This is a genomic window from Shewanella gelidimarina (genome assembly GCF_023283945.1).
Taxonomy (GTDB): domain Bacteria; phylum Pseudomonadota; class Gammaproteobacteria; order Enterobacterales; family Shewanellaceae; genus Shewanella; species Shewanella gelidimarina.
In genome coordinates this window covers 55,741-79,606 of the sequence record NZ_JAKIKW010000004.1, presented here as the reverse complement: position 1 = coordinate 79,606, position 23,866 = coordinate 55,741, and the positions used below count along the sequence as shown (strand labels likewise).

Here is a 23,866-nt window from a genome sequence, read left to right as displayed (position 1 = left end):
ACTATAAAAATACGGGTCAGGCTTCATGTTAGCAGCAAAAACGAACACAGAATAAGGAACACGCTCCATGATAAAACTCGGTATCGTGATGGATCCCATCAGCGAAATAAACATCAAGAAAGATTCAAGCTTCGCCATGTTAATGGCAGCACAGTCCCGTGGTTATCAGCTGTTTTACATGGAGATGAACGACTTAGCCATGGTTAATGGTCAAGCAATGGCAACCATGCGTGCACTCACGGTAAAAGAAGACCCACAGGACTTTTATCAATTAGAAGATGCTATTGATACACCACTGGCCGATCTCGACGTTATTTTAATGCGTAAGGATCCGCCGTTTGATACTGAGTTCATTTATGCGACTTATATGCTAGAACGCGCTGAAGAACAAGGTGTGCTTATCGTCAATAAGCCGCAAAGTTTACGCGATGCAAATGAGAAACTATTTACCGCTTGGTTCTCTGAATTTACTCCTGAAACAATCGTCACTCGTGATGAGCAGCGCATTCGTGCTTTCCATAAAGAGAAAGGCGACATCATTCTTAAACCGCTCGACGGCATGGGTGGCAGCTCTATTTTCAGAGTTAAAAAGGATGATCCAAACTTAGGTGTCATTATCGAAACCCTGACCCACGAAGGTCAACAATATGCAATGGTACAAGCATTCATTCCAGACATTACCGCCGGTGACAAACGTATTTTGGTGGTAGATGGTGAGCCAGTACCTTACTCATTAGCACGCATTCCTCAAAAAGGCGAAACTCGTGGCAATCTAGCCGCTGGCGGTCGCGGCGTCGCGCAGCCACTATCTGAATCTGATTGGCATATTGCACGCACTATTGGCCCTGAACTCAAAAAGCGCGGCCTTATCTTTGTTGGGCTTGACGTTATCGGCGATAAGCTTACAGAGATAAATGTCACTAGCCCAACCTGTATTAAAGAGATTGAAGCGGCTTTTGATGTCGATATCACCGGCATGTTGATGGATTCGATTGAAGCTAGAATCAACAAATAATCAGTTCAAGGACTCGGTATGACTTTTAGAAACACCTTTACTTGGGTCCTTAGTGCCCTTGCCGTTTTGCCACTGTATGCGACTGCGAATATCGATATGCATCAGGCGCCATCGCGCCCTAAAAACATGATTATCATGGTCGGCGACGGCATGGGCCCTGCTTATACTAGCGCCTATCGTTATTTTCAGGACAACCCTGATACCGAAGAGATTGAGCAGACGGTGTTTGACCGCTTACTTGTGGGTATGGCGTCAACTTACCCCGCCAGAGAGAGCGGCTATGTCACCGACTCAGCGGCATCTGCAACGGCACTTGCCACCGGCTTTAAAAGCTACAATGGCGCAATCGCTGTCGACATCAATAAACGCCCTTTAACTACCATCATGCAGATGGCTAAAGCGCGCGGTATGTCTACCGGCGTAGCAGTGACGGCTCAAGTGAACCATGCAACTCCCGCCGCCTTTTTAACGCATAACGAAAGCCGTAAAAATTATGAAGCCATCGCAGCGGATATGCTTAAATCTGATGCTGACGTGATCTTAGGCGGTGGACGAAAGTACTTCTCTGAAGCTCTTTTAAGCCAGTTCAGTGCTAAAGGTTACCAACACATTACTGAATTAGCGCAGCTCGACAGTATTACTCAGCCTAAAGTACTCGGGCTCTTTGCTGAAGTGCAGCTGCCTTGGGTGATTGATGATACTGATGCCAATACTTTGAGCAAGCTAACCCAAAAATCATTGGATCTGCTTTCTCAAAATGAAAAAGGCTTTGTGTTACTGGTTGAGGGCAGCTTGATTGACTGGGCTGGACACAACAATGATATCGCCACCGCAATGGCTGAAATGCAAGGTTTTGCCAATGCCATTGAAGTGGTCGAACAGTATATTCGCCAACACCCAGATACGTTATTAGTGGTCACAGCAGATCATAATACTGGCGGCTTATCTATTGGCGCGAACGGCGAATATCAGTGGGACACCAAGCTGCTAAAAGGCATAAGCGCGAGCCCTGCTAGCATTGCCACACACGCTATTGCCGCTGACGATTGGCAAGCTGGTGTGAACCAACAGCTTGGATTCGACGTCAATAGCACTGAGTTACAGCAACTAACAAATGCTCGTATGCAGGGAAAAAGTACATTGGAAGTCGCCCTGAAAAAAATCATTGATACTCGCAGTTACACCGGTTGGACAACGAGCGGTCATACTGGTGTTGACGTCCAAGTCTTTGCGATGGGTCCTGCTGCAGATCTATTCAAAGGTAATCAAGACAATACCCACATTGCTGAAAAAATGATGAGCTTATTGCCGAAAGTTAACTGATGTTCGTCGATATACTCAGGTTGTCGATATACTTAAGCCACCTCTCAAAGTTTGATGGGTGGCTTTTTATTGGCGAGTTAAAAGTGCATATTTAGGTGGTTTGGGTATAATTACACTCACTTGTTACCAGACCTTGAAAACTCATGCTAACCAATGCTTCGCAAGCCCTTCTTAGAAATAGTGATTTAGTTAACGGCCACTCTGTTTTAGTACTCAATTATGAAGGCGATACTCTACCTAAAGCATTATTAGACAGTGCCTCGAGCGTGAGCGCTTTAGCCTTAGATTTCCATCATCACCTTATAATGCAGCCACATGCAGCGACTAATCTACAGTTGTATTTTGGCCACCAGCTCCCTAACCAAGAACGCTTTGATAGCGTTATTGTGTATTTCCCTAAAGCCAAAGCATTAGCGCCTTACTTGTTTAACCTTGCGGCCAAGCATCTTAAACTACAAGGGCAACTAATAGTGGTTGGCGAGAATAAAGGTGGAATAAAGTCACTGCCTAAGCTGCTGCCAGACTACTTCGACAAAGCCTTTAAAGCCGATAACGCTCGCCACTGTATTGTATTTACCAGTGAACTCGATCGCGAAGCGCCAGAAATAAAAATACAAGACTGGTGCAGCAAGTACCCAGTGCAAACACCTCAAGGTGAAATTACTATTTGCAATATGGTCGGTGTATTTAGTGAGAAAAAACTCGATGAAGGCACTAAGTTATTACTCGATAATTTACCCAATATGCGCGGAACAGTCCTTGATTTTGGTTGCGGTGCAGGCGTCATTGCCGCGGCATTATTAACCGCCCAACCAAAACTCAAACTTGAATGTGTCGATATCAATGCGATGGCGTTGCTATCTTGCGAGCTCACCCTGCAGGCCAACGGGCTTGAAGCTGAAGTATTTGCATCTGACGGTATGGCACAAACCACCAAGAGCTACGACGGCATTATCTCCAATCCACCCTTTCATGACGGCTTAAACCGCCTCACCACTATAGCCATCGATTTTGTTAAAGCCAGTGCAGCAAATTTAGCGAAAGGTGGAATGTTCCATATTGTCGCTAATCGACACCTCCCTTACTCAGACTGTATAAATGAAAAATTCGGTAGCGTTAACGTCGGAGCTGAAAATAGCCGGTACAAAATTTACTCCAACTTGAAACGCTAAAACAAAATATAAAAGTATGGTATAAATATTTAACTCGTTGAATATTTATACCAATATCATTGTTACGTCTTAGCTGTGAGTTTAGTCTCAGGTTATATGCCTTATACTTTCATGGCTGTGTGTTATATGGTTATACTCGACCCCAATCTCTTTATAATAATGCATAAACGATAGGGATCTTCATGCTGCACCCAGAGCTCATAGAATTAAGCGCAGACGGTGAAAAGGCCGAATTAAAGTTGATCCCTAACACCCATGGTCCTATTACTGAAACGGACTTGATGGGACTGCTAGCGCTGCCTGGTTTTTCCAATCTATTACCGCTAAAAGAGATCATCAGCAAAGCCGTTATTCAAGTCAATCAACTTTGTAGCCAAGATGATGGCCAGCATGAGCTATTTTTTGCCATTGCACAGCGCCGTGATGCCAGCATTAGTTTTGAGCTCTCAGAAGACAAGATGCAAGCATCAATGACCTTAACCGCAGCCTACGGCGGTCAAGACGTCACCCTCAAAGATATTTTGCAAAACTTAAAGTTACAGCAAATAAAGCTCGGCCTTAGCAAGCCAAAAATCGATCTCTCATTAACCCAATTTTCATCACTACAACCGGGTGAGCAATGTAACAATATCATTGCCCAAGGCCGCACTGCAGTACAAGGACAGTCAGCCCGTTTAGAGCGAAAAGTACTACTCGCCCGAGAACGCCTATTGCAACCCCAAGAGAATAGCGACGGCAGTGTCGATATGCGTAATCTGGGGGCTGTGATCACGGTAAAACCAGGCAATGCACTCATATTGAAACACCCTGCCACAACAGGCGTCGATGGTTACAATGTTTGTGGTAATAAGCTGCTTGCCAAACCCGGCAAAGATCTCAAACTCGTTGCTGGCAATGGCACCAAATTTTGCGATAACAATGCCAACTTATTAATCGCTGCAGCCGCAGGACAACCCGTGGAAAACAAACAGGGGATGCAGGTTGATGATGTATTACAAATAAAAGATGTTAATGTCGGCTACGGACATGTCGACTTTAAAGGCAGCGTATTGATCACTGGCGACGTTGGCGAAGGCATGGTGGTAAAAAGTTCAGGCGATATCACCGTTATGGGATTTGTCGACTCAGCAACCCTCATTGCCCAAGGTGATATTACCGTTAGCAAAGGCGTTATAGGCCGGCAATTAAAAGAGGGCGCACTCTCCACGACTCTAAAAGCACAAGGTCAGATCAGCGCTCAGTTTGTGCAATATTCAACGCTTGAAGCTATGGGTAATATCTTGGTCACTAAGCAATTACTTCACAGCCATGCTAAAACTAAACAACAGCTAACAGTCTGCGATAGTAGCGGCCGCCGTGGCGATTTAGTCGGCGGAAAAGTTGAGGTTGATAAAGGCTTAAAAGTGGTCGCTATTGGTGCTACTGCGGGGACTAAGACAGAAATATTCTGTGCTATGAATATCAGTGAGTTCAAGCAAGATTTAGTACAACTTAAAGACAGTATTAGCTCCATGATGGTGGCCATTTCAAACATTGAAGGCCAACTCGGAAATCTGCCACCCAAAGCTCAGTGGCAAGACGATGAAATGATGGTAGAACAAGTCAAAGTGATGCTTGAGGAAAAACGTCGAATTGCCAGTACTAAACTGCAAGAGCAAGCTGAATTTGAAACCATTCAGCAAGAGATAGCGGGTTACTATAAAAACTATAGAGTTGATGCCTTAAAACATGTTTTTGCTAATATTGAGATCCATATTGGCGGCGCATTTAACCGTACTCAGCGAGAGCATGGTCCTTGTAGCATCACCAATAACAATCAAGAGATTAACTTCGACTACAGCCTTAAAAAGTAACTAACTGCAAAGTAAAACTAGGATCCATTGTCTATATACCTGAACGACCTCGGATGCAGCATGTCGAAAAGTGACAGAGTTCAAGGTCGGTTGCGTTATTCTACTTTCTGAATCTGACCGCCAAGGAAGGTGGAAATGTCTTATTTTGTATGGAACAAAATAGACCATTCAGTCATGCTTCGCTCCACCATTTGCATCCATGTCATCAGAACTCAATATTTATTTCTTATCAATAGAGAACGCAGCAAAATGTTGCTTCTCGCCTTGCACTTCGGGATCTCTGAAACGAGCATGTTGAAGTAGCTTGGGTATAACCCTATTTGACGGCATAATAACGTTACTTTAAATCGTTGAGATATGACGTGGAATTATTGAACATTGACTGCCTTGGAAAACCTCTTCGCTTAGAGGGATCAATGGCAGGCTGGCAACAACTCTTTTGGGGCGATACCTTAGTCTCAGTGATCCAAGCAAGTACTGAGAATGAAGGCGTTAAAAGCCATACTTTCGAATTGAACACTGCAGCGCCGAGCGCAACTGATACGCTTGAAACACCGCAACAGAAAATACTAAAGATCACCTTAGAGACCGATCTGCGCTGGCAGCCTTTTGTCATCGATTATCGCCTGCTACACAATGAGCAGCTTATCAATAGCGGCCAACGCAACAGTAAAGACATTGAGCAGCAAGTACCGACAGTCGCCATTGCAGAGAAAAAGCAATTTAGTATGGTTGGCTTAGCGTCGCTAGGTTTCAAACTGCTCAAAAGCGCCAAGGTGATTAAAGTTGTTCTCGCGGGGGCGAGTGTTGCTGCCTACTCTTGGTTATTTTCATTGCAGTTTGCACTCGCGTTAATCGCGTGCTTGGTGTTTCACGAATATGGCCATATTCGTGCAATGAAACACTTTGGTATGAAAACCAAAGGTATCTACCTTATCCCTTTTATGGGGGGCTTAGCCCTCAGCGATGAAAAGATTAATACTCGCTGGCAAGATGTGGTGATTTCGATAATGGGACCCACTTTTGGCCTATTGATGTCTATCGCGGCATTAGTTGCCTACTGGGTGACAGGTAACATCTTCTTCGCTGGATTGGCCGCATTTAACGCCTTACTCAACCTGTTTAATTTACTGCCAATCTTACCGCTCGATGGTGGGCATATTTTAAAAAGCATCAGCTTTTCAATGAACAGCGTGATGGGATTGGTTGCTTGTATTGCTGGCGCTGCGGTGGGTGTGTATATCAGTTACACCTTAGGCTTAGCCCTATTAGGATTCCTATTGCTTATCGGTAGTGCTGAAATTGTTTTTGAATGGAAAGCGCGGCACCAAAGTCATTTGTTACCACTCGATCGCTACGGTCAAATTTTTTCCACGGTGTGGTACCTCGTCACTGTCGGCGCATTGATTGGCATCATCTGGTATTTTGCTGGCAGCGGTGACGATATGCTTGCGCTACCTTTAGAGATCCTAAAGAGTTAAGCATTACTTATTTCACAAAAAAGGCATTCATCACGAATGCCTTTTTTAATGGTTATCATCAGAGACGAATGTCCGATTATGACAAAAAATGTAATCATCACCGACATGAGTCCCCATTCTGATTGGTGTGTATACGAGTTGTCTAGATCATCATTCCCTATCAGAAAGCATCATATAATTGATCCAAAGTCCTAAAAACCCAGCTATAGCTCAAATTTGACAGTCCATGTTTGCCGCCACCCGAATCATATGATAATAAATAACAAAGGGACTACTTTGTATCAAACATGAATATTGAACGGCTAGATTATCACTCTTTAATTGTATTCGAATCCGTCAGCCGGCATTTGAATGCAGGCTTAGTCGCCAACGAATTAGGCATGAGTATTTCGTCGGTAAGTCGGCATCTCGGTATATTAAGGGACATCTTTAAAGACGTATTGTTTATTCGTCGAGCCCAAGGTTTTGTATTAACCGATAAAGCGATACAGGTTTTACCCTGCGTTAAACAGCTACTACATGGTTATCAGGTTCTCAAGCACAACCATACTCAATTTAATCCGCTAACCGCTAAAGGGCATTTTAAGATCTATGCCTACAACGAATTTACCTACGTCATAAATAAAGTCGTCAATGAATTTGTGTTACCACGGGCTCCAAATTTAACATTCGAGATAAGAACCTTATCCAGTGACTGCAGCCGGGCCATCGAACAAGGTGAAATCGATTTTGCCGTGGTATACGAAAATTTTAAAGATCATAAAATCATCAGTGAAATGCTCTCCCCGACTGAGGAGCTGTTTTTAATCGCCAAGACTGGTCATCCTGTATTTGATGATGAACTTACTGTCGATAACCTGTGTAAATATGGATATTTTGCGTTAGATAATTTTAATGACCTCTGCTCTCCAATACTGGAACAGATAGCAAAAAAACAGGGAAAGAGCCTTCAAATAGTTGGTGCGACTGATAATATCGCCGCTCTGAGTCGTCACATTATCGATACCAATTCAATTTCGTTGAGCTGTAATGTCTTTACCCGAGAGTACTATGACTTAATTTCAGATATACAAACTTGTACGCTCCCCCAAGAACTGACCGAACAATTGCTTGATATGATCAACGTAGGACGCAGAGTAGGAAACTATCTAATTTACTCCGAAATAAATCAGTCAGCGACTCACCACTGGCTCAAGCAGCAGTTGTTTAACAACATTAGAGACGAATGGTATCTGGCACTGAAGTCTTAAGCCGGCAAATGCTAGCGGCATAAAAAATCCTCTACTTATCGTTTGATCAGATAAATAGAGGCTATAGGATAAAAAATGTCGAAGAACCAACGGGATGAGGGGAACAACGTTCCCGTCAGTTAAGCGTACAACAACTCACTCCTCAATGTAGCAAAAGTATTAATTCTAACTAGATTCAGGCCAACCTCATTACCATTATCAATAATGAGGGACCAATCGTTTAATCAATCACTTTTATACCTTCTTCAGTCCTACGGGAACACCGTGCCTAGCCGTCGAGCCGAAGGTTCTGTCACGATAAAGACTCGCCCCTTTACGGGTTGGGTCAACGACGTTGAACGCATTGGGACAGATCCCAGTCCCGCGCTCTTTGATCCCTGCTCGTACCACACCATCCACCTCAACAGCACTGGCACCAAACGCGGTATGGCCATAACCCATACCAACGACGATGGTGTTCCGAGCAACCGTTTTATCCGCCTGAACAATCCCTTCTAGATATTTTCCCTTAGGGGACAGAACCTGAGCCTTATCGCCAGACTTAAGGTTATATTTGACGGCATCATCCTGATGTAACTGAATATAGTTTGTACTTCCTAACGCCGTAATGCGAGGTAAAGCGACTGAATAGGGGCTACGCAGATGCAACTTAAAGGTAGAGAAGTTAAACGGATAGTCTTTCTCATTCCAATGATCTCTAACTGCTGAACCATCCCAGAAACGATCAACATCATAAACAGGCTGACCATCATTGAACTCACCCGTATAGGAATCCTTTACTCTGGCTAATGATTCGTTATAGATTTGAAATTGAGTATCCATGCGCATTGCTGCATTAAAAAATTCTCCTTCATAACGCTCATCGACACGCTCATAACGTCCACCACGAGTCAGCATAAATGCCGTTGGCCCAACCTCTTGCGGCTTCAAGCGCGCTTCGAACATAGGCAAAGCACGATCAACACTAGTGAACTTAATGTCCTCATCCGTCGGCGTGGGTAATACAGTGCCAGTATGTGCGATATTAGCAAATAACGGGACATAGAAATCAGCCGGCGTATTCAGAGGATATGATTGACCTGCAACATCAGTAAATGCGTTATCGCCAAACCCCTTTAAGCCGATTGCTTTACTGACGTCAATGATGAACTGCTCCATATTGGCATGCTCACCCTTGACGGTTTTAGCGGTGCGCGCTTCGACAACAGGAACACAAGCCACATCACCAATATATTCGCTACCCCACATACGTGAGCTTGCCCATGCCTCATATTGAAGCGTATCTGGGACAATATAATCGGCGAAAACATTGGTTTCGTTGATGTAAGGGTCAAGCGCAATGATCAAACCCAGTTGCTTAGGATCTTTGATGGAATCTTCAACCTGATCCTGCAAGCCAGAGCAGCCGTAAATCGGATTCGTTGACCAGGTGATCCACGCTTTAAAGTTGAACGGGTTTTTATTCGCATGGGCGACCAGCAATTCGCCACTGTTATCTTGCACAAAGGTGTTGTTCCATGCCTCGTTTGCCGGATATGGATTAAGCCCTTTTGCCACTTTCTGCTGATACTCATGGCTCTGTTCATAATCGCCAGAGCGCTCGGCATTAAATCCGACCACTTCAGTGTGTTCGAAGTCCATTAAGTTATACAGTGGGCCGTCATAGATATCATACATGGCAGCATATCCCACTCCCCCCATATGCATCATGCCGCCCTTAGCATTATGCGCGCCAACCATTGTCGCCAACATAATCATCGCGAAGGCGAACTGACCACCATCGGTAGCGTTACAGCCGGTATTGGTTTCAATAGAGACACTGCGACCATGGGAGGTAAACTCCTTGGCCAATTCTTCTATCTTCACCACCGGTATTTCACAACGTTTTGCAAGCGCTTGCATGCAATGGCTATTGACGCGTTGCTTGAGCAGCGAAAACGCCGTTTCAACTTGTACTTGTGAACCATCGCCTAAGGTTACGCCGTCCTTATAGAATAATGCTGCCGCCAGCTCACTGTCACCCGTGACCAGTTTACCGGTTTGCTTATCTATCACCATCTTCACTTCCGCGTTGCCTAAACCACAGGCTTTGGCAGTCAGAAACTGGTTATAAAGAGGATGTTTTTTATCTTTTACGACTAAGTAGGTGGCATTGGTATAATTCATCTCACCAATGGCATCTGCGCTTGCCTGGCTGGGTGCCTCCAAATAGGCTGCTCGGTAGCGGTCATTATTAATAATGTACTGCAACATGGCGAACATTAACGCAGTATCACCACCGGATTTGATCGGTAACCACTCACCATTTGCGGTGTCCGTTTCTGAGGTCAATGAGCGCAAAATAGGATCGATGACCACATACTTAAAGTCATCACGATCAGTACGAGCCTTGGCTAAACGACGAGAGCCTACATTCAAGCCATTACCGCTGGTCCCAGGGTTAGTGCCTATGAAAATAGCAAACTTTGACTCTTCATAATCGGCTTGAGGCAGTGCCATCTCATCGACAGCGTCGAAGCAACCTAAGGCACAGCCTGCAACCTGTTGGTGACCGCAATAGGAATCCTTAGTACCGATATTGGGTGTCCCCCATGCCTCAGCAACAAAACGGTGCATAAAATCGGCGCGCGCACCTTGTTCAGATGACGTTGAAACCAGTAACTGGTTTTTTACCGGACCGAAATCAGGATAAGCCGGATTAGCTAATGCTGGATTAGCGTGAATCGCCTTCAACCCCTCAACATGTCCCTCACCGAAGAGATCGCCTCCATCAACGACCTCTTTCAGCATTTGCTCATAAGAGATGGTTTTCCACTTGTTTTCACCACGATTACCGACACGTTTCATACAAGCGGTAATTCGGTGTTTATCATCAAACGCATCGGGAACCGCATTACCACGGCCACAAAGGGTGGCCCGATTACTTTGGCTTAAACCACTGGCCGCAGAAAGCTGGAACATGGCATCTTTAGGCGATGTTTCCATTGTCATTGGTTGACCAGCGTTATTAGTCAAGGTGTAGGGATTACCCACGGCGCGTAACACCTTGTCGGTCTTATTATCGATACTCAGCCGTGCACCACAGACATTGAAGCAACCATAACACTTTGAAAATGCGAAGCGCTGTTCCTGGTTTTCAATCATCTTATTGTCCGCATCGAAGCGATACTCAGGCGTTAATGAAGTGGGTGCATATTTACTAATATCTGCATCACTTGTTTTACTGCGATCCGAACTCATAACTTGGGTACTTGCTGCACCTGCTGTCATCACTGCGGCGGCCGATCCCGCCTTTAAAAAACGTCTACGATCCATGATGCTACCTCTGCCACAATTGAGGAGAATGTATACTGAACGCGGTGTTGCTCTCTTCTTGCGTCAAGCCAATATAAAAAACATTAGGTGAAGTCTGTTTACTTGCCTGCAGCACCATAGGGTTACTCTGACTAAGCAGTTTGGATACCTCACTGTTTACGTCATTAATATCACCAAAAATACGTGCGCCACCGGTGCAGGTTTCTACGCAGGCGGGCAGCAAGCCTCTGGAGGTACGTTGAATGCAGAAGTTACATTTATCTACAGTACCCGTTGTTGAGTTAGTGAAACGTACTCCGCTGTATGGGCATGCCTGAATGCAGTAGTTACACCCGATGCAAAGCGTAGAATCTACGACGACGATACCGTCTTCTTCACGCTTGAATGTCGCACCCGTTGGGCAAACTGACACGCATGAGGGTTGCTCACAGTTGTTACACATGATTGGCAGGTTGAATGCGTACTGTTTGTCGCCAATTTCCGCGCTGGTTTGGATCACCTGGGTGCGATGTTCATCGGGTTGAGTGCCATTTTCCATGCCACAGGAGACAACACAGGCTTTACAGCCATTACATCGGCTAAGATCGATCACCATCGCCAGACGCTTTTTACCTTGTTGACGAATGGCGGCAATCGCGTTGCCCGCAGGCATAAACATGACCCCAGTTGTAGCAATTGCACCACCAGCCAATAGTTTAAGGGCTCTTCTTCTATCTAGCATCGTAGACTCCTAATAATACTGACCCGCGAGTAAAACCGAATAGCGCAAACAAAATGCACCCATTAATATCAACACTGCTAACAGATACTCTTTGCGATGAGATGCAGCAGTCTTGCCAATGATTGATGTTAAGTTCAGTAATAACGGCATTATTAATCCGATTAAAACTGCGCCTATCCACCAAATAGCACCGGCACCACTTGAAATCGAAAGCAGGTTGTCTACTCCGTTAAATATACTGATATTTCGAATCGAGTAGGCGAACACACATACTGTCAGTAACTCGAGCGCCAACAGTGCAGCATCAGATTTTGCGAAGGAGTGATTGGTATCCACTATCTTGAGACGAGTTTTAACCATTAACACCACCGCTGCGCCACAGGATAGAGCTGACAGTAAAAAGATCACTACCAGAATACTATTTGACCAAACCAAGTTATGGCTGATATCGCCAATAAGTAACGCGGTATATGAAGCAACACAGATAGCCAATATCACATTAATCGCGGCAAAAGGTCGGCTATAGCCAGACTGATTTGCTTTCGCTCTAAATGAGAGACAAAAGAGCGAAGCAAAGATAATCGCCAAAGTCAGCAACCAGGTGCCTATGCTCATCATTGAACTGGGCTCGAAGGTCATAAACAGGCGATAGAAGCGGAAGAATTTACTCATATCACCATGAGCAATCCCGTATTGGAATGAGGTCAGATCGAATACGATCATTCCCGTACCAACAATGAGTAACAGTGTCCCCAGAATGGCACTTATTTTTGCCGTATCTAAGTGATGCGGCACTTCAATTTTATTAGAGAGCACGAGACAACCACTAATAAAAAGTGCTCCAGCTCCTGCTCCTGCTAAAAACAGATAGGCTGCGACTAACAACCCCCAATGAACTTCGTTCATAAATATCCCTTATTATAATATTTATACATTTATTGACGACTGCTTATGCCTATCAAACCGACAACCAAAGACAATTACAGTTAATCAAGGCCCGATTTAAAATAAAAAGATAAACTACTTAAATTAAAACCTGACCGTTGGCAAAATAATACATAATATTAATCAAAACGAAAACAGCACTAAGTCACACAATGTTATAAACGCATTGATTCAATTTATATAACTAGACTTCAACCATGTTTAATACATTCCGAAAAATACAATTCCCGAAAGGCAATAAAGACAACCGCAGTAAAAATAAGTTTAAAAACAACAAGGTAAAGCAGCACTGCAAATAAAAGGTCAAAAAGGAAAAGTGATTATATTTAAAGGTGATATTTAGTAAAACAAGAAAAGCATTTATCACAATGTAAAAATCAAAACAGAAATCACAAACAAATATAAAACTGTAATCATTCCTATATTTTTAAAATCAAATTTATCAAAACAAACTAAAAGCTTGTAAAGTAGACTGTGAATAATTAAACATTACAAGGTGACTTGTAATAAATAAATATAATAAACATTAAATATAAAAACATTTAATATAAGGGTTAATGATGAAAAAATTAATACTATCCTCGTGCATTATAGCCATGGCTATGAGTGCCAGTCAGACAGTTGCAGCCGAAGAGAGCCCGTTTACGACATCAGGAGTGATGATGGGGTTGAGCAACTACCTCTGGCGTGGGCAGACAATTAGCGATGATAAGCCATCACTTCAAGCCGATCTTATGGTCGAACATGATAGCGGGTTTTATTTAGGAACCGCATTTGAGACCTATCGTTATGAGGATGAAAATGATGTCAAAAACGACTATGAGATCGACTACTATGGCGGTTATTATCACATGGTTAACGACGATTTAGGTTTTGGTTTTAATGCCATGAAGTACACGTACGGGGCTGGAGGTTATAGCGTCGAATATGCTTTATCGGTAGATTATCAGGCAATGAATCTGGCGGTTAATTACGATCAGGATCTAGAAGCCTGGTATAGCGAATTAAATTACTCATTCCCACTCTTTAATAACAGTAATCTGGTAGCACATGCGGGTCTATTTACTGATGCCGAAGCCTATGAGTTTGATGATAATGGCAAAGTAGCTGATACAGCCTACGATATCGCACTGCGTTACAGTTATCCGCTACTGTCGCAGTTGGATCTAATGCTAGAAGCCAGTTACCACGAGTTTAACGATGACCACTACATGGTTGGTTTAGCATATAATTTCTAACTTTCCACATTAAGTCACGCAGTCGGAAACCGTAGCTGCAATCTGCATAAAAAATATCTAACCTAGGGTAAGTTAGCACTTAAATTAAAACATCATTACCCGCGGTATAACGGGTGAATAAATACAAGTTTAAGTCATAAAAAAACCTATATAACAGTGATGGTATGCTTGCGCTACCCTTAGAGATCCTAAACAGTTAATAATCACTTATTTAGTAAAAAAGGCATTCATCACGAATGCCTTTTTTAATATCAGAGGCTAGTGGCCGATGTACTTATCTAGAAAGGCCAATATCTTATAGATTAGCCTCAATAATGTTCTCTTCCTTCTAGAAACCACATCCTCTTACTTTAACCAACCACTCGTCAGGATGTTAAGCCTCATCTAAAGCGTCCCGCAGTAACCGCACATGCTCGAAATGGGCCCGATGATCATTCTCTCTATGAATAATCAGCACCGGCGCTTTAGCTTATCGACATAGTGTACGAGCGATTGACTGCGCTGCATCGGTTAGATGGAAAACATCTAGCCTTGAGGAATGACGAACAAAAGGGAATTACAGTAAAACCACAAATTTTAGACACAAAAAAACCGACTTAATGTCGGCTTGATTATTTCTCTTTAAGAGAAATGGTACCTGAAGACGGACTTGAACCGTCACTTCTTTCGAAATCGGATTTTGAATCCGACGTGTCTACCAATTCCACCACTCAGGCTTTGTTACTGTACTCAGAGAGGTGAACCTCAAGGAGTGATGCGGATTATACCTGTGGATATAGGAATGGCAAGCACTTTGCTTTGACTTTCTCATCAACTGAACAAAATTCAGACTCAAGGGCGGTAGATTGCGTCTAATCGGCGTTAAAAAACTTACTTTAGCGAATAAGATAATTAGCGAAACGTGATCAACACCATCCTTATTAACAATAACGCATCAAATATCTAATAACAGAGCGCTAACTTGACCAAGATCAATTACTGCTCGTTAGGACAGGAGTACTTTGGCTATGAATTAATAAGAAAGAGGATTTCGCACATGGCATTCTGGTTAGATTTGATGTTTGGCAACGCTATCGGCTTGCTATCAATGATTGTTATTTTTAGTACGATAGGCATCGCTTCCTATCTAATGTGGATGTTCTATACCAAGTCTGCGGATCCTGAGAACTAATCTCCAACGTTCTATTAATGCAGGGGGCTATTTGCCCCCATTTTTTTGTGCTGTTTTTACATCAGAGCACAGTGCCTTTCAGCAATAATTGGCTGTTTTTATCTATTTCTATTTCCGTAACCAACCGTTATGCGGCGTGTTTACGCGGTGTGACAAAGCTATTGATAAACTGCGGACGGGCTTTAATCAGGTTTTTCATCTCTTCAGGGCTTGGTTCACCGATAGGGAAACGTAATACTTGACGATTTAAATGCTCTCGCGCACGCATCGATATTTTAAAGTCTGCAGTTGAACCTTGGATAGCGTAGTGCTTCTGGTTACCAAGACGCTCCAAAATACCTGTTGTTGATAAACTTTTAACGGCTTGCTCTGCTTCAGGCAAGGTTAAAATCGTCTCACCTTGTAGAAAGAATTCTCTCAGTAAAGCACGCTCGATAGGGTCGAGCAGTTTAACCTTCTCTTCAATCACTTCAACTGATCGTTTGTCACTTAAATAGCTAATCGCTTCGTCGAGAAAATAATTGAGGATCTGCGTCAATAAATAGGCTGTGCCTATAATCAAGCCTAAGCCAATAAAATGTGCATTACGCTCTGAAAATTCAGCAAGCTTAATTGATGCTAATAATGTGACAGGGCTAAATAACAGTGCCGCACATGCTAATGAAAGCCACAGCATTGCTTTAAACATCAATGTTTTAATTGATACCCCTTTAAAAGAAAGTGCAGCGAAACTCATTTTTTGCATAGCTAAACCCAGTGTCAGAAATCTGTTATTAGCTAGATAAAAGCAAAAAATATGCCAAAGATCGCTTCAAAACAACAAGGATCAAATTATTTAGTGCAAAAACGGTTCACCGCCAGAAAGACAGCATCTGACCGTAAGGAAGAGAATAGGTATCATCAACTAGATACCTATGATGACTATATAATGATTATGATGATTCTGTGAGCTTTGCTTTAGCTGCTAGCTTAGTCAGTACTCGACTGACAGCCACAAAACCAAAGGTGCCCGTCACCACGGTAACCGCGCCAAATCCAGAAGCGCAATCCATACGCATACTGCCATCTGCCGCAGCCTTTGTATTGCAAACAGAGCCATCAGCTTGTGGGTAAACTAACTGCTCGGTAGAAAATACCGCTTCAATACCAAATCGACGAGCGACATTTTTTGAAAAGTTATACTCACGCCTCAGTAAATTGCGCACCTTAGCCAGCAGAGGGTCTTGATAGGTTTTCGCAAGATCTGTCACCTGCACTTGGGTCGGATCTGACTGTCCACCCGCACCACCCACGGTAACAATCGGTAACTTTTGGCGTTTACACCAGGCTATTAGTGCTGTCTTGGGTTTTACCGCGTCAATACAGTCAATAACGTAGTCCAAATCGCCACCAGCCTTCTTCCCTTGAAAATAGGCTGACAAATTGTCGACGGTAATAAAGTCTTCAATCTCATTAACGATACACTCTGGATTGATCTGCTTTAAGCGCTGTGCCATAACCTCGACTTTAGATTCACCAATAGTCTCTTTTAACGCATGTAATTGACGATTAGTGTTAGTAACACAAATATCATCAAGATCGATCAAGCTGATTTGGCCTACACCACTTCTTGCCAGTGATTCAGCAACCCAAGTGCCGACACCACCAATTCCTACGACAACCACGTGAGATTGCGCAAAGTAATGCAGTGCTTCTTGACCATATAAACGGCCAATTCCAGCAAAACGATTTAAGTAGGCGTCTGACAACATTTGATTTTTCAAGGTAATACTCAATTGGGAGATGTAATAGATAGAGCGCGATGGTCGATTTTATCTCAAATCTGCGTAAAACTCTAAAGTTTTACCATCAACAATGAGAGCTATGTGAACAGTTTTGACCAAAAAAGGCAAACCAGAAATATCATTGTAACTACTCGTCTCATTTGAATTAAATACTTGTTTAATATAAGTAAACAACCATGACCAGTATCGCGAATGATCCGCATAACATGACCAAGATCACGCATCTAACTTTTCTTTCAATGTATATTTTGGCCGAAAATACAGCTTCAGCTTGGTTATTCAACTAATCAAATAGCCGAGATTGCAAGCCCAAACTTAGAATAGCAACACGCTACAGGAAGATGAAAAATGAATAAAACAGTTCTCTCCGCCACGATTATTTCAGTACTAGCCGCCACCTCTTTTACAGCATTAGCTGATGGCCCTAGTTTTTATGGCCGTGCTGATCTTGCAATGACTAACTCTGATCTAGGTGTTGCAACTCAAAATCAAAAATCAGGCACAATTATCGAGAATAACTTCTCTTGGATAGGTGTTAAAGGCACTGAAAAAATTAATGATGATTTAGCCGTTGTTTATAAAATGGAATTTGGTGTCAGTAACTTTGATAATACTGGCGACACATTCGGCGCCCGTAATACATATCTAGGCCTTCAGTCTGCTGCAGCTGGTACCATTCTTGTTGGTCGTAACGATACTGTATTTAAAGCTTCAGAAGGTGGATTTGACCTATTTGGTAACTCTAACTCAGATATCGATCGGTTAGCCGCAGGCCAAACACGTAGTGCTGATGGATTCACTTACTACTCACCAAAAATCGCCGATCTTGTGACCTTAAACGCTACCTATTTGATGGACGACAACTACGATCAGCTTAATGCTGCTGACGAAGAAAAATACACTGATAATATGTATGCCCTAAGCGCTACCATCGGTGATAAAGCCCTTAAAGCGCAAAACTACTTCGTATCAGCTGCCTATAATGACAGCATTGAAAATGTAACCGCTTACCGTGGTGTAGCTCAAGTTAAGCTTGGAAATGTCATTCTTGGTGGTTTCTACCAAAACAGTGAACATGTTGACAGTAAGTATGACAACCTAGAAGGCGACACTTATTTTGTAAACGTTGCCTATCTAATGGGCAACTTAAAGCTTAAAGCTATGTACGGTAGCGATGACTCAGGTCTGGGTAAGTATGTTAGCAACTATGTTGGTGGCAATGACGGCTCACTGGAAACGGTTAGCAATGTTGATATACAGCAATTCAGTGTTGGCGCAGACTACCGTCTAAGCAAAAGCATGCTCGTTTACGGTCACTATACTAAATATGATGGCGACATGATGCTAAGTAGCGTAAAACAAGACTTAAGTGACGACATCGTCACTGTTGGTTTCCGTTTAGATTTCTAGCATTAAAAATATCTAATTAATCAAGGCAGCGATAGCTGCCTTTTTTATTACCGCTGATGATGAAAAAGCCAACCGCAACACAAAAGTAACATTTAAGCTACTTAACCCACCTTTCTGGCTGTAATCTGCTCACAACAATTTTTCAACCTTTAGTTTTAGCATAAATATTCGCTATTAAGCCTTTCAAACTCACTAATACAGCATCAACAAGTTTTACCAAAAGCCACACCAGTACTCCTTTAGAGATACTAATTTAAGACCGTATTTATCTAAATGAGCATTTAAGCAACCAAAACAATTTAATTATCACAAAAAAGCAGCAATTCTATCGTGTAAAACTAAAAACTTGATCTAGCCCACAATCTCATAGCCATAAAACTGTAATATTTGCTCCCACAATTGTTATGAGCTCGGATGCTTGTAACAAAAACAAAAGTTTATGTAAAAAACCATAAGAAACGTATAAGAACTTAGGTTCTGGGAGCAAATGAAATGAAAAAGACACTTATCTCTGCATCAGTGGCATCAGTTTTAACCCTAGCTTCATTCGGCGCGCTAGCCGAAAGTCCAAGCTTTTACGGTCGTTTAGACCTTTCTGTAACGAACTCTGACACAGGTCTAACTTCTCGAGAAAATAAAGAAGGCACTGTTATAGAGAATAACTTCTCTCACGTAGGTGTTAAAGGTAGCGAAAGCTTATCTAGCAACATTGATGTGATCTACCAGATGGAATTTCAGGTTGAAAATACCTCTTCTAAAGGCGATGTTTTCAAGGCTCGTAACACTTTCCTAGGTCTTAAGACAACTGCCGGTACCGTACTTGTTGGTCGTAACGACACAGTATTCAAGCAAGCTGAGGGTGGTGTTGACGCATTCGGTAACACAAACGCCGATATCGACCGTTTGGTCGGTGCACAGACTCGTGCTGCTGATGGTATCTGGTACTACTCGCCAAAGATTGCCGATCTGGTAACGCTTAACGCGACTTATCTGATGACTGACAACAACCAAGCTGGTGTTACAGACGCCGATGAGCAGTACGCATTAAGTGCGACTATCGGTGACAAGAAGCTTAAAGCACAAAACTTTTATGTAGCCGGTGCTTACAATAAAGGCATAGCTGATATGGATGCCTACCGTGGTGTGGCTCAAGTTAAATTAGGTGACTTCAAGCTAGGCGGCCTGTTCCAGAACTCTGAAAGCATCAGTAAGCCAAATCTTGAAGGTAACACTTACTTTGTAAACGTGGCTTACAACCTGAACGGCGTTAACCTTAAAGCTGAGTACGGTAAAGATGAAGCGGGTCTTGGTCTATACGCTAAGCGTTCAGGAATCCAGACTACAGAAACTACTGATGTAAATATCACATCTATCACTATCGGTGCTGACTACAAGGTTTCTAAGTCAACTATGGTATATGGCCATTACGCTATGTACGAAGGTGATTACAGCACTCTAGCTCGTAAAGATGACCTAGAAGATGACAATATCTTCACTGTTGGTGTTCGTTACAACTTCTAATCGATTGAGTCTTAAGACTCCCTAACGATTGAAAGCAAAAAAGCGACCTTTTAGGTCGCTTTTTTAATGGCTAAGAGTCGCGACGAAAAGTGCCAAGACGAACGTTGCGCTAAAGATTAAAGATTAAAGATTAAAGATTAAAGATTAAAGATTAAAGATTAAAGATTAAAGATTAAAGATTAAAGATTACAGAACGTTCACAGGCTCACTTACGGAACGCTTCGCTTACGGTAAAAAACAAAAGATAAAAGATGATCAACGACTATCTTTTCCGGCTTCTACCGTCTTTAATCGACTCTTAATCGGCTCCTATCGTCTTAGTTCGGCTTCTACTTTGTTCGGCTTTAATCAGCTTCTACCGTCTTTGTTCGGCTTCTACCGGCTCTTAATCGCCTCCTACCCTTTTCTCGTTAACTTATAAACCGACTCAGTTAACGAAGACACCTGCTTTTTCACGAAGCGTGGGTTGTCACTTAACACATCATTTGTCGCTAAACATTCAATCTCAAACTTATCACTCATGTTTGCCATGACCCAACCATTCGATACCGCAAATGGCGGACCATTAAGCTCTGCTTGCGGGTAATCTAAGGTAATTAATAGCCCAACACTCCCAATAGGGATCAAGTGAGCAAGTTGCTTTGCATAGTTAACTCGCATCTCTTCAGGCCAAGCGATTAACGCCGCTCTATCATAAAAAGCTACGGTGTTTGCCATTTCTGCACTGTGCAAAGTAAAAATATCACCTTGATAGATAGTGATCTGTTCGGTGTGGTAACGCTGATGTTCAGCCGTTTTATCGACACTATAAGGTAGGTCATTATCTTGATAAAACTGCGATACTGCCAGGTCATTTAACTCACAAGCCAGCACATCATGGCCTTGTTCAGCTAAAAAACACATGTCTAAAGATTTACCACACAAAGGCACAAACACTTGGGCGCTTGCGGCTAGGTGCAACTGGGGCCAATACTGAATTAATAACGGGTTTACGGCACTGAGATGAAACCCGATTTGTTGGGCATCCCATTTGTCGTGCCAAAAGCTTGGTTGCATAGCGAAGGTCCTAAAGTATTAAATAGGGTATATCCTAAGACTTGATATATTTATCGTAAAACAGAAGGGAAACCACCGCCTAGCGATATTTCAAGTTTGGTATACCACGCTTACCTATACTTTAAAGCCAACACTCTAGATTAGCAAAAGGAAAACAAAGCTGATTATTTAGCAGAAATATTTAACGCTTTTTGTACATTTTTAAGCCAGGTGCAGTTTTCACATTCACAATGACGACGAGACAAATGGTGTGGACTTAGGCTCGAATCAATAAAATCGACAGCGACGAGTAACTGCTGCTTAATCTCTTCTTCGGTTTTTTGATCGACAGCTATGGTTTCATCATTGTGATTCATCCACGTGCATTCCATCCCTTGATGACAATTGATGCACCGCATGTCGGTATGATTAAAAAATCCCGCATGTGGACATTGATTCAACTCCATCGACTGAAGAATACGCTGCCTAGGATACTCGAGTAACTCGATCAACCGCGACTTATCTAACCCTGACATATAATCACCTTTGTGCAGATTGCACTTACTCAATTAAGTTTATATCTTCCATATTAGTACTGACTTCAAGATTACCTTTCTCTTATTGTTACAGAATTGATGTACATCAATATCTCTTCCGAAATAATTAGTTAGGTGTGACTGACTCCTCCCTTTTAAACAGCAAATTTTTTCATCTGATTCAATCAGCTTGGACTATCGCGGCTAATGTTGATTTAATAAGGAGCATTAATATCAATTGCATTAAGTATCTGTTCATTCAGTGGGAATTGGTATAACAAGGAGTGAGCATTGCAAACGCCCGAACTACAGCACTTTTATATATCTGAAGAGCAATCGATCTATCTGCTTGCAGCGAATGATGCACGCAAGCATCGCGCGTGGATAAGACTCTGTAAGCAGCAACTCAGTAAGCTCGGCTATGAAGAGTTCGAGTTAGTGGGTAAAGGTGCTTATGGCTTTGTATTTGCCGGGGTTAACGCACAAGGTCAGGCCCATGTGTTTAAATTCTCTCGCTTAACGCTACCGCAGCATGTGCAGGATAGGCTTGAAGAGGAAGCATTTATGCTCTCTCAGGTCATCCATCCCAATGTGCCCCCAGCAATCAAATTTCAGCATGTGGGTAAGCAAGGTATTCTGGTGATGGCCAGAGCACCAGGAGAGGACTTAGAGCAACTCTGTTTACGTATTGGCGCCCTGCCTGTGGCAATAGTAATGAACATTGCACGCCAATTAGCGGCGATCCTCAAGTATTTACATAACGGCCGACCGCTTATCCATGGCGATATTAAACCGTCAAATCTGGTTTATGATCTGAAAAGCCAACATCTGTCTTTAATTGATTGGGGCTCTGCGGTATTTGCCCAGCGCGACAATGACGGTAATCCCGTAAACGGCAATGTAATGGACTTAATGTCAAGCGATCATCAACATACTAATGCTCGTATGGGTGACGTGTATTTTATCGGTGAAGAGCAATTGAATGGCGCGCTGTCGAGTCCACGATTTGATGAGCAAGGCGTCGCTGCAACACTCTATGCATTAGCCTCCGGTCAAGCCAGTCGCTTTGGCAGTAAAGTCATTCCCGCCACCAGCATTGGCTTACCCGTTGAACTTGCCAAAACGCTGGATGGCATGTTGAGTGAAGATCCTATTCAACGAAAGAAAGCGGGTGATTACTTTGTCAAAAGCATGGCTCATAGCCATAGAATGCACCTGCCAGAAATCAATACAGGGCCGCTTATCGCTGAGATCCCTGTCTGGGTATTGGCGAGCAATAAAGAAGTTGAAACGGTAAGCTATAGCTCACGTAAAGCCTTTCTAAAAGAGCACAACGCGGATGACCCCATCGCCAAAATGGATGATCTACAGTTAGAGAAATACTACCGTAACTTTATGGCAGGTATGGGCGATACTGAAAAAGGGTTTATCGCCGCAGTTGGTCGATTAGCGCAATATGACATCGTCGGTGGCTTGGCTATTCATTGGCGAGAAAACGGGGTATTTATTGATTCTAATCTTGCGTTATATAATGAAAGTCAGAAGAAAGCGTTAACAATATCGGTCAATAACATGGTCACTCTGGCCTGCGGCATTCACCGTATCGGGGTATTTAAAGCCTGTTTCTTTAACGCCAGAGATACTCTGCATATTGAGCGGGAAGACAGTCAGCAACCCTTTATCATGGGGTGCGAACAACAGCTCCCTTTTGAAGTCGGTGATGTGCCCTCTTTGGAAGATCGCTCCAGACTGCACTCTTACTTTGAAGATGGTCGCGATCCAGAGGAAAATTTAGAACTTCCAAAAGAGATCATGACTGAACTTGCGATAATCAACCAGATCCATCATACCGGCTGCATCATCTTCGAAGCACTGCCTAACCACATGAAGATCCACAGCTACTTACGCTTGCTTAACCCAAGAAAACAAGCGGCGTTTCGCGGCTGTTTAGACCGCATTTTAAGTCATGTCGATAAAATACAAGGCAAAGGGGTGTCAGGATTTATGAAACTTCCCTATAAAAACACCCGAAAATTTAACCATGTAGAACGTAAACCGGATCTCTTTTATCCGCGAAATCCGAAACAGGGCTAACG

At 43.0% G+C, this 23,866-nt stretch carries 18 protein-coding genes and 1 tRNA gene; 11 read left to right on the top strand and 8 right to left on the bottom strand.

The features are described 5' to 3' along the window. Window positions 1-67 precede the first annotated feature (67 nt). The 6 genes from gshB to L2729_RS05295 all read left to right on the top strand — a co-directional run bounded on the left by gshB (window position 68) and on the right by L2729_RS05295 (window position 8,094). Window positions 68-1,015 carry a glutathione synthase gene (gshB, locus tag L2729_RS05320; RefSeq protein WP_101092404.1) on the top strand — a complete coding sequence of 316 codons (948 nt, stop codon included), beginning with the start codon at window positions 68-70 and terminating at the stop codon, window positions 1,013-1,015. An 18-nt stretch (window positions 1,016-1,033) separates the two neighbouring features. After that, window positions 1,034-2,338, top strand: a complete 1,305-nt coding sequence (locus L2729_RS05315; protein ID WP_428848224.1) for an alkaline phosphatase — start codon at window positions 1,034-1,036, stop codon at window positions 2,336-2,338. Between the two features lie 143 nt (window positions 2,339-2,481). Further along, window positions 2,482-3,510 (top strand): methyltransferase, encoded by a 1,029-nt coding sequence (locus L2729_RS05310; RefSeq protein ID WP_248987317.1) that lies wholly within the window; start codon window positions 2,482-2,484, stop codon window positions 3,508-3,510. 182 nt (window positions 3,511-3,692) lie between these two features. Then, window positions 3,693-5,363, top strand: a complete 1,671-nt coding sequence (locus L2729_RS05305; RefSeq protein WP_248987316.1) for a flagellar assembly protein A — start codon at window positions 3,693-3,695, stop codon at window positions 5,361-5,363. Between the two features lie 362 nt (window positions 5,364-5,725). Continuing rightward, window positions 5,726-6,844, top strand: coding sequence for a site-2 protease family protein (locus L2729_RS05300; protein ID WP_428848223.1), 1,119 nt, complete (start codon window positions 5,726-5,728; stop codon window positions 6,842-6,844). Between the two features lie 287 nt (window positions 6,845-7,131). Further along, a complete protein-coding gene (locus L2729_RS05295) occupies window positions 7,132-8,094 on the top strand; it encodes a LysR family transcriptional regulator (protein WP_248987314.1) in 963 nt (320 codons plus the stop codon). A gap of 234 nt (window positions 8,095-8,328) precedes the next feature. Here the strand turns inward: L2729_RS05295 and L2729_RS05290 are convergent, their stop codons facing one another. From L2729_RS05290 to nrfD, 3 genes are read right to left on the bottom strand one after another with little or no spacing between them, the layout of a single operon-like run. Further along, window positions 8,329-11,409 (bottom strand): molybdopterin-dependent oxidoreductase, encoded by a 3,081-nt coding sequence (locus tag L2729_RS05290; protein ID WP_248987313.1) that lies wholly within the window; start codon window positions 11,407-11,409, stop codon window positions 8,329-8,331. Window positions 11,410-11,413: 4 nt separating this feature from the next. After that, window positions 11,414-12,130 carry a sulfate reduction electron transfer complex DsrMKJOP subunit DsrO gene (gene dsrO / locus L2729_RS05285; protein WP_248987312.1) on the bottom strand — a complete coding sequence of 239 codons (717 nt, stop codon included), beginning with the start codon at window positions 12,128-12,130 and terminating at the stop codon, window positions 11,414-11,416. 9 nt (window positions 12,131-12,139) lie between these two features. Next, window positions 12,140-13,036: an NrfD/PsrC family molybdoenzyme membrane anchor subunit gene (nrfD, locus tag L2729_RS05280; protein WP_248987311.1), complete on the bottom strand. Its 897-nt coding sequence runs from the start codon at window positions 13,034-13,036 to the stop codon at window positions 12,140-12,142. Window positions 13,037-13,635: 599 nt separating this feature from the next. Between nrfD and L2729_RS05275 the strand changes: the two genes are divergently transcribed. Further along, window positions 13,636-14,313 (top strand): TorF family putative porin, encoded by a 678-nt coding sequence (locus L2729_RS05275; RefSeq protein WP_248987310.1) that lies wholly within the window; start codon window positions 13,636-13,638, stop codon window positions 14,311-14,313. 631 nt (window positions 14,314-14,944) lie between these two features. Here the strand turns inward: L2729_RS05275 and L2729_RS05270 are convergent. Then, window positions 14,945-15,029: transfer RNA gene (locus L2729_RS05270), tRNA-Leu, on the bottom strand. A gap of 320 nt (window positions 15,030-15,349) precedes the next feature. On the opposite strand from L2729_RS05270, the gene L2729_RS05265 reads away from it, so the two are divergent. Continuing rightward, complete coding sequence (locus L2729_RS05265; RefSeq protein WP_248987309.1) at window positions 15,350-15,484, top strand: DUF3149 domain-containing protein; 135 nt, start codon at window positions 15,350-15,352, stop codon at window positions 15,482-15,484. Window positions 15,485-15,611: 127 nt separating this feature from the next. On the opposite strand, the gene L2729_RS05260 is transcribed toward L2729_RS05265, so the two are convergent. Both L2729_RS05260 and tcdA read right to left on the bottom strand, forming a co-directional pair. Beyond that, entirely contained in the window at window positions 15,612-16,229 is a 618-nt protein-coding gene (locus tag L2729_RS05260; protein ID WP_248987308.1) for a superinfection exclusion B family protein, read from the bottom strand. A 187-nt stretch (window positions 16,230-16,416) separates the two neighbouring features. Then, window positions 16,417-17,232, bottom strand: a complete 816-nt coding sequence (gene tcdA, locus L2729_RS05255; protein WP_102039606.1) for a tRNA cyclic N6-threonylcarbamoyladenosine(37) synthase TcdA — start codon at window positions 17,230-17,232, stop codon at window positions 16,417-16,419. A gap of 384 nt (window positions 17,233-17,616) precedes the next feature. Here tcdA and L2729_RS05250 point away from each other — a divergent pair, with 384 nt between their 5' ends. Together L2729_RS05250 and L2729_RS05245 are read left to right on the top strand one after the other, a co-directional pair. Further along, window positions 17,617-18,678 (top strand): porin, encoded by a 1,062-nt coding sequence (locus tag L2729_RS05250; protein ID WP_248987307.1) that lies wholly within the window; start codon window positions 17,617-17,619, stop codon window positions 18,676-18,678. Between the two features lie 492 nt (window positions 18,679-19,170). After that, window positions 19,171-20,199: a porin gene (locus L2729_RS05245; protein WP_248987306.1), complete on the top strand. Its 1,029-nt coding sequence runs from the start codon at window positions 19,171-19,173 to the stop codon at window positions 20,197-20,199. Between the two features lie 396 nt (window positions 20,200-20,595). Here the strand turns inward: L2729_RS05245 and L2729_RS05240 are convergent, their stop codons facing one another. Beyond that, window positions 20,596-21,255, bottom strand: a complete 660-nt coding sequence (locus tag L2729_RS05240; protein WP_248987305.1) for a thiopurine S-methyltransferase — start codon at window positions 21,253-21,255, stop codon at window positions 20,596-20,598. A 164-nt stretch (window positions 21,256-21,419) separates the two neighbouring features. Next, window positions 21,420-21,770 carry a hypothetical protein gene (locus L2729_RS05235; protein ID WP_248987304.1) on the bottom strand — a complete coding sequence of 117 codons (351 nt, stop codon included), beginning with the start codon at window positions 21,768-21,770 and terminating at the stop codon, window positions 21,420-21,422. Between the two features lie 291 nt (window positions 21,771-22,061). On the opposite strand from L2729_RS05235, the gene L2729_RS05230 reads away from it, so the two are divergent. After that, the gene (locus L2729_RS05230; protein WP_248987303.1) at window positions 22,062-23,864 is read left to right on the top strand and encodes a serine/threonine protein kinase; all 1,803 of its coding nucleotides are present in this window, start codon (window positions 22,062-22,064) and stop codon (window positions 23,862-23,864) included. The last annotated feature ends 2 nt before the right edge of the window (window positions 23,865-23,866 follow it).

Bases quoted from the DNA above. Each gene is read 5' to 3' on its own strand.
- nrfD (WP_248987311.1), bottom strand. From the start codon at position 13,036: ATGAACGAAGTTCATTGGGGGTTGTTAGTCGCAGCCTATCTGTTTTTA.
- L2729_RS05265 (WP_248987309.1), top strand. From the start codon at position 15,350: ATGGCATTCTGGTTAGATTTGATGTTTGGCAACGCTATCGGCTTGCTA.
- L2729_RS05290 (WP_248987313.1), bottom strand. From the start codon at position 11,409: ATGGATCGTAGACGTTTTTTAAAGGCGGGATCGGCCGCCGCAGTGATG.
- dsrO (WP_248987312.1), bottom strand. From the start codon at position 12,130: ATGCTAGATAGAAGAAGAGCCCTTAAACTATTGGCTGGTGGTGCAATT.
- L2729_RS05235 (WP_248987304.1), bottom strand. From the start codon at position 21,770: ATGTCAGGGTTAGATAAGTCGCGGTTGATCGAGTTACTCGAGTATCCT.
- L2729_RS05275 (WP_248987310.1), top strand. From the start codon at position 13,636: ATGAAAAAATTAATACTATCCTCGTGCATTATAGCCATGGCTATGAGT.
- L2729_RS05250 (WP_248987307.1), top strand. From the start codon at position 17,617: ATGAATAAAACAGTTCTCTCCGCCACGATTATTTCAGTACTAGCCGCC.
- L2729_RS05240 (WP_248987305.1), bottom strand. From the start codon at position 21,255: ATGCAACCAAGCTTTTGGCACGACAAATGGGATGCCCAACAAATCGGG.
- L2729_RS05315 (WP_428848224.1), top strand. From the start codon at position 1,034: ATGACTTTTAGAAACACCTTTACTTGGGTCCTTAGTGCCCTTGCCGTT.
- L2729_RS05295 (WP_248987314.1), top strand. From the start codon at position 7,132: ATGAATATTGAACGGCTAGATTATCACTCTTTAATTGTATTCGAATCC.
- gshB (WP_101092404.1), top strand. From the start codon at position 68: ATGATAAAACTCGGTATCGTGATGGATCCCATCAGCGAAATAAACATC.
- L2729_RS05245 (WP_248987306.1), top strand. From the start codon at position 19,171: ATGAAAAAGACACTTATCTCTGCATCAGTGGCATCAGTTTTAACCCTA.
- L2729_RS05305 (WP_248987316.1), top strand. From the start codon at position 3,693: ATGCTGCACCCAGAGCTCATAGAATTAAGCGCAGACGGTGAAAAGGCC.
- L2729_RS05260 (WP_248987308.1), bottom strand. From the start codon at position 16,229: ATGCAAAAAATGAGTTTCGCTGCACTTTCTTTTAAAGGGGTATCAATT.
- L2729_RS05310 (WP_248987317.1), top strand. From the start codon at position 2,482: ATGCTAACCAATGCTTCGCAAGCCCTTCTTAGAAATAGTGATTTAGTT.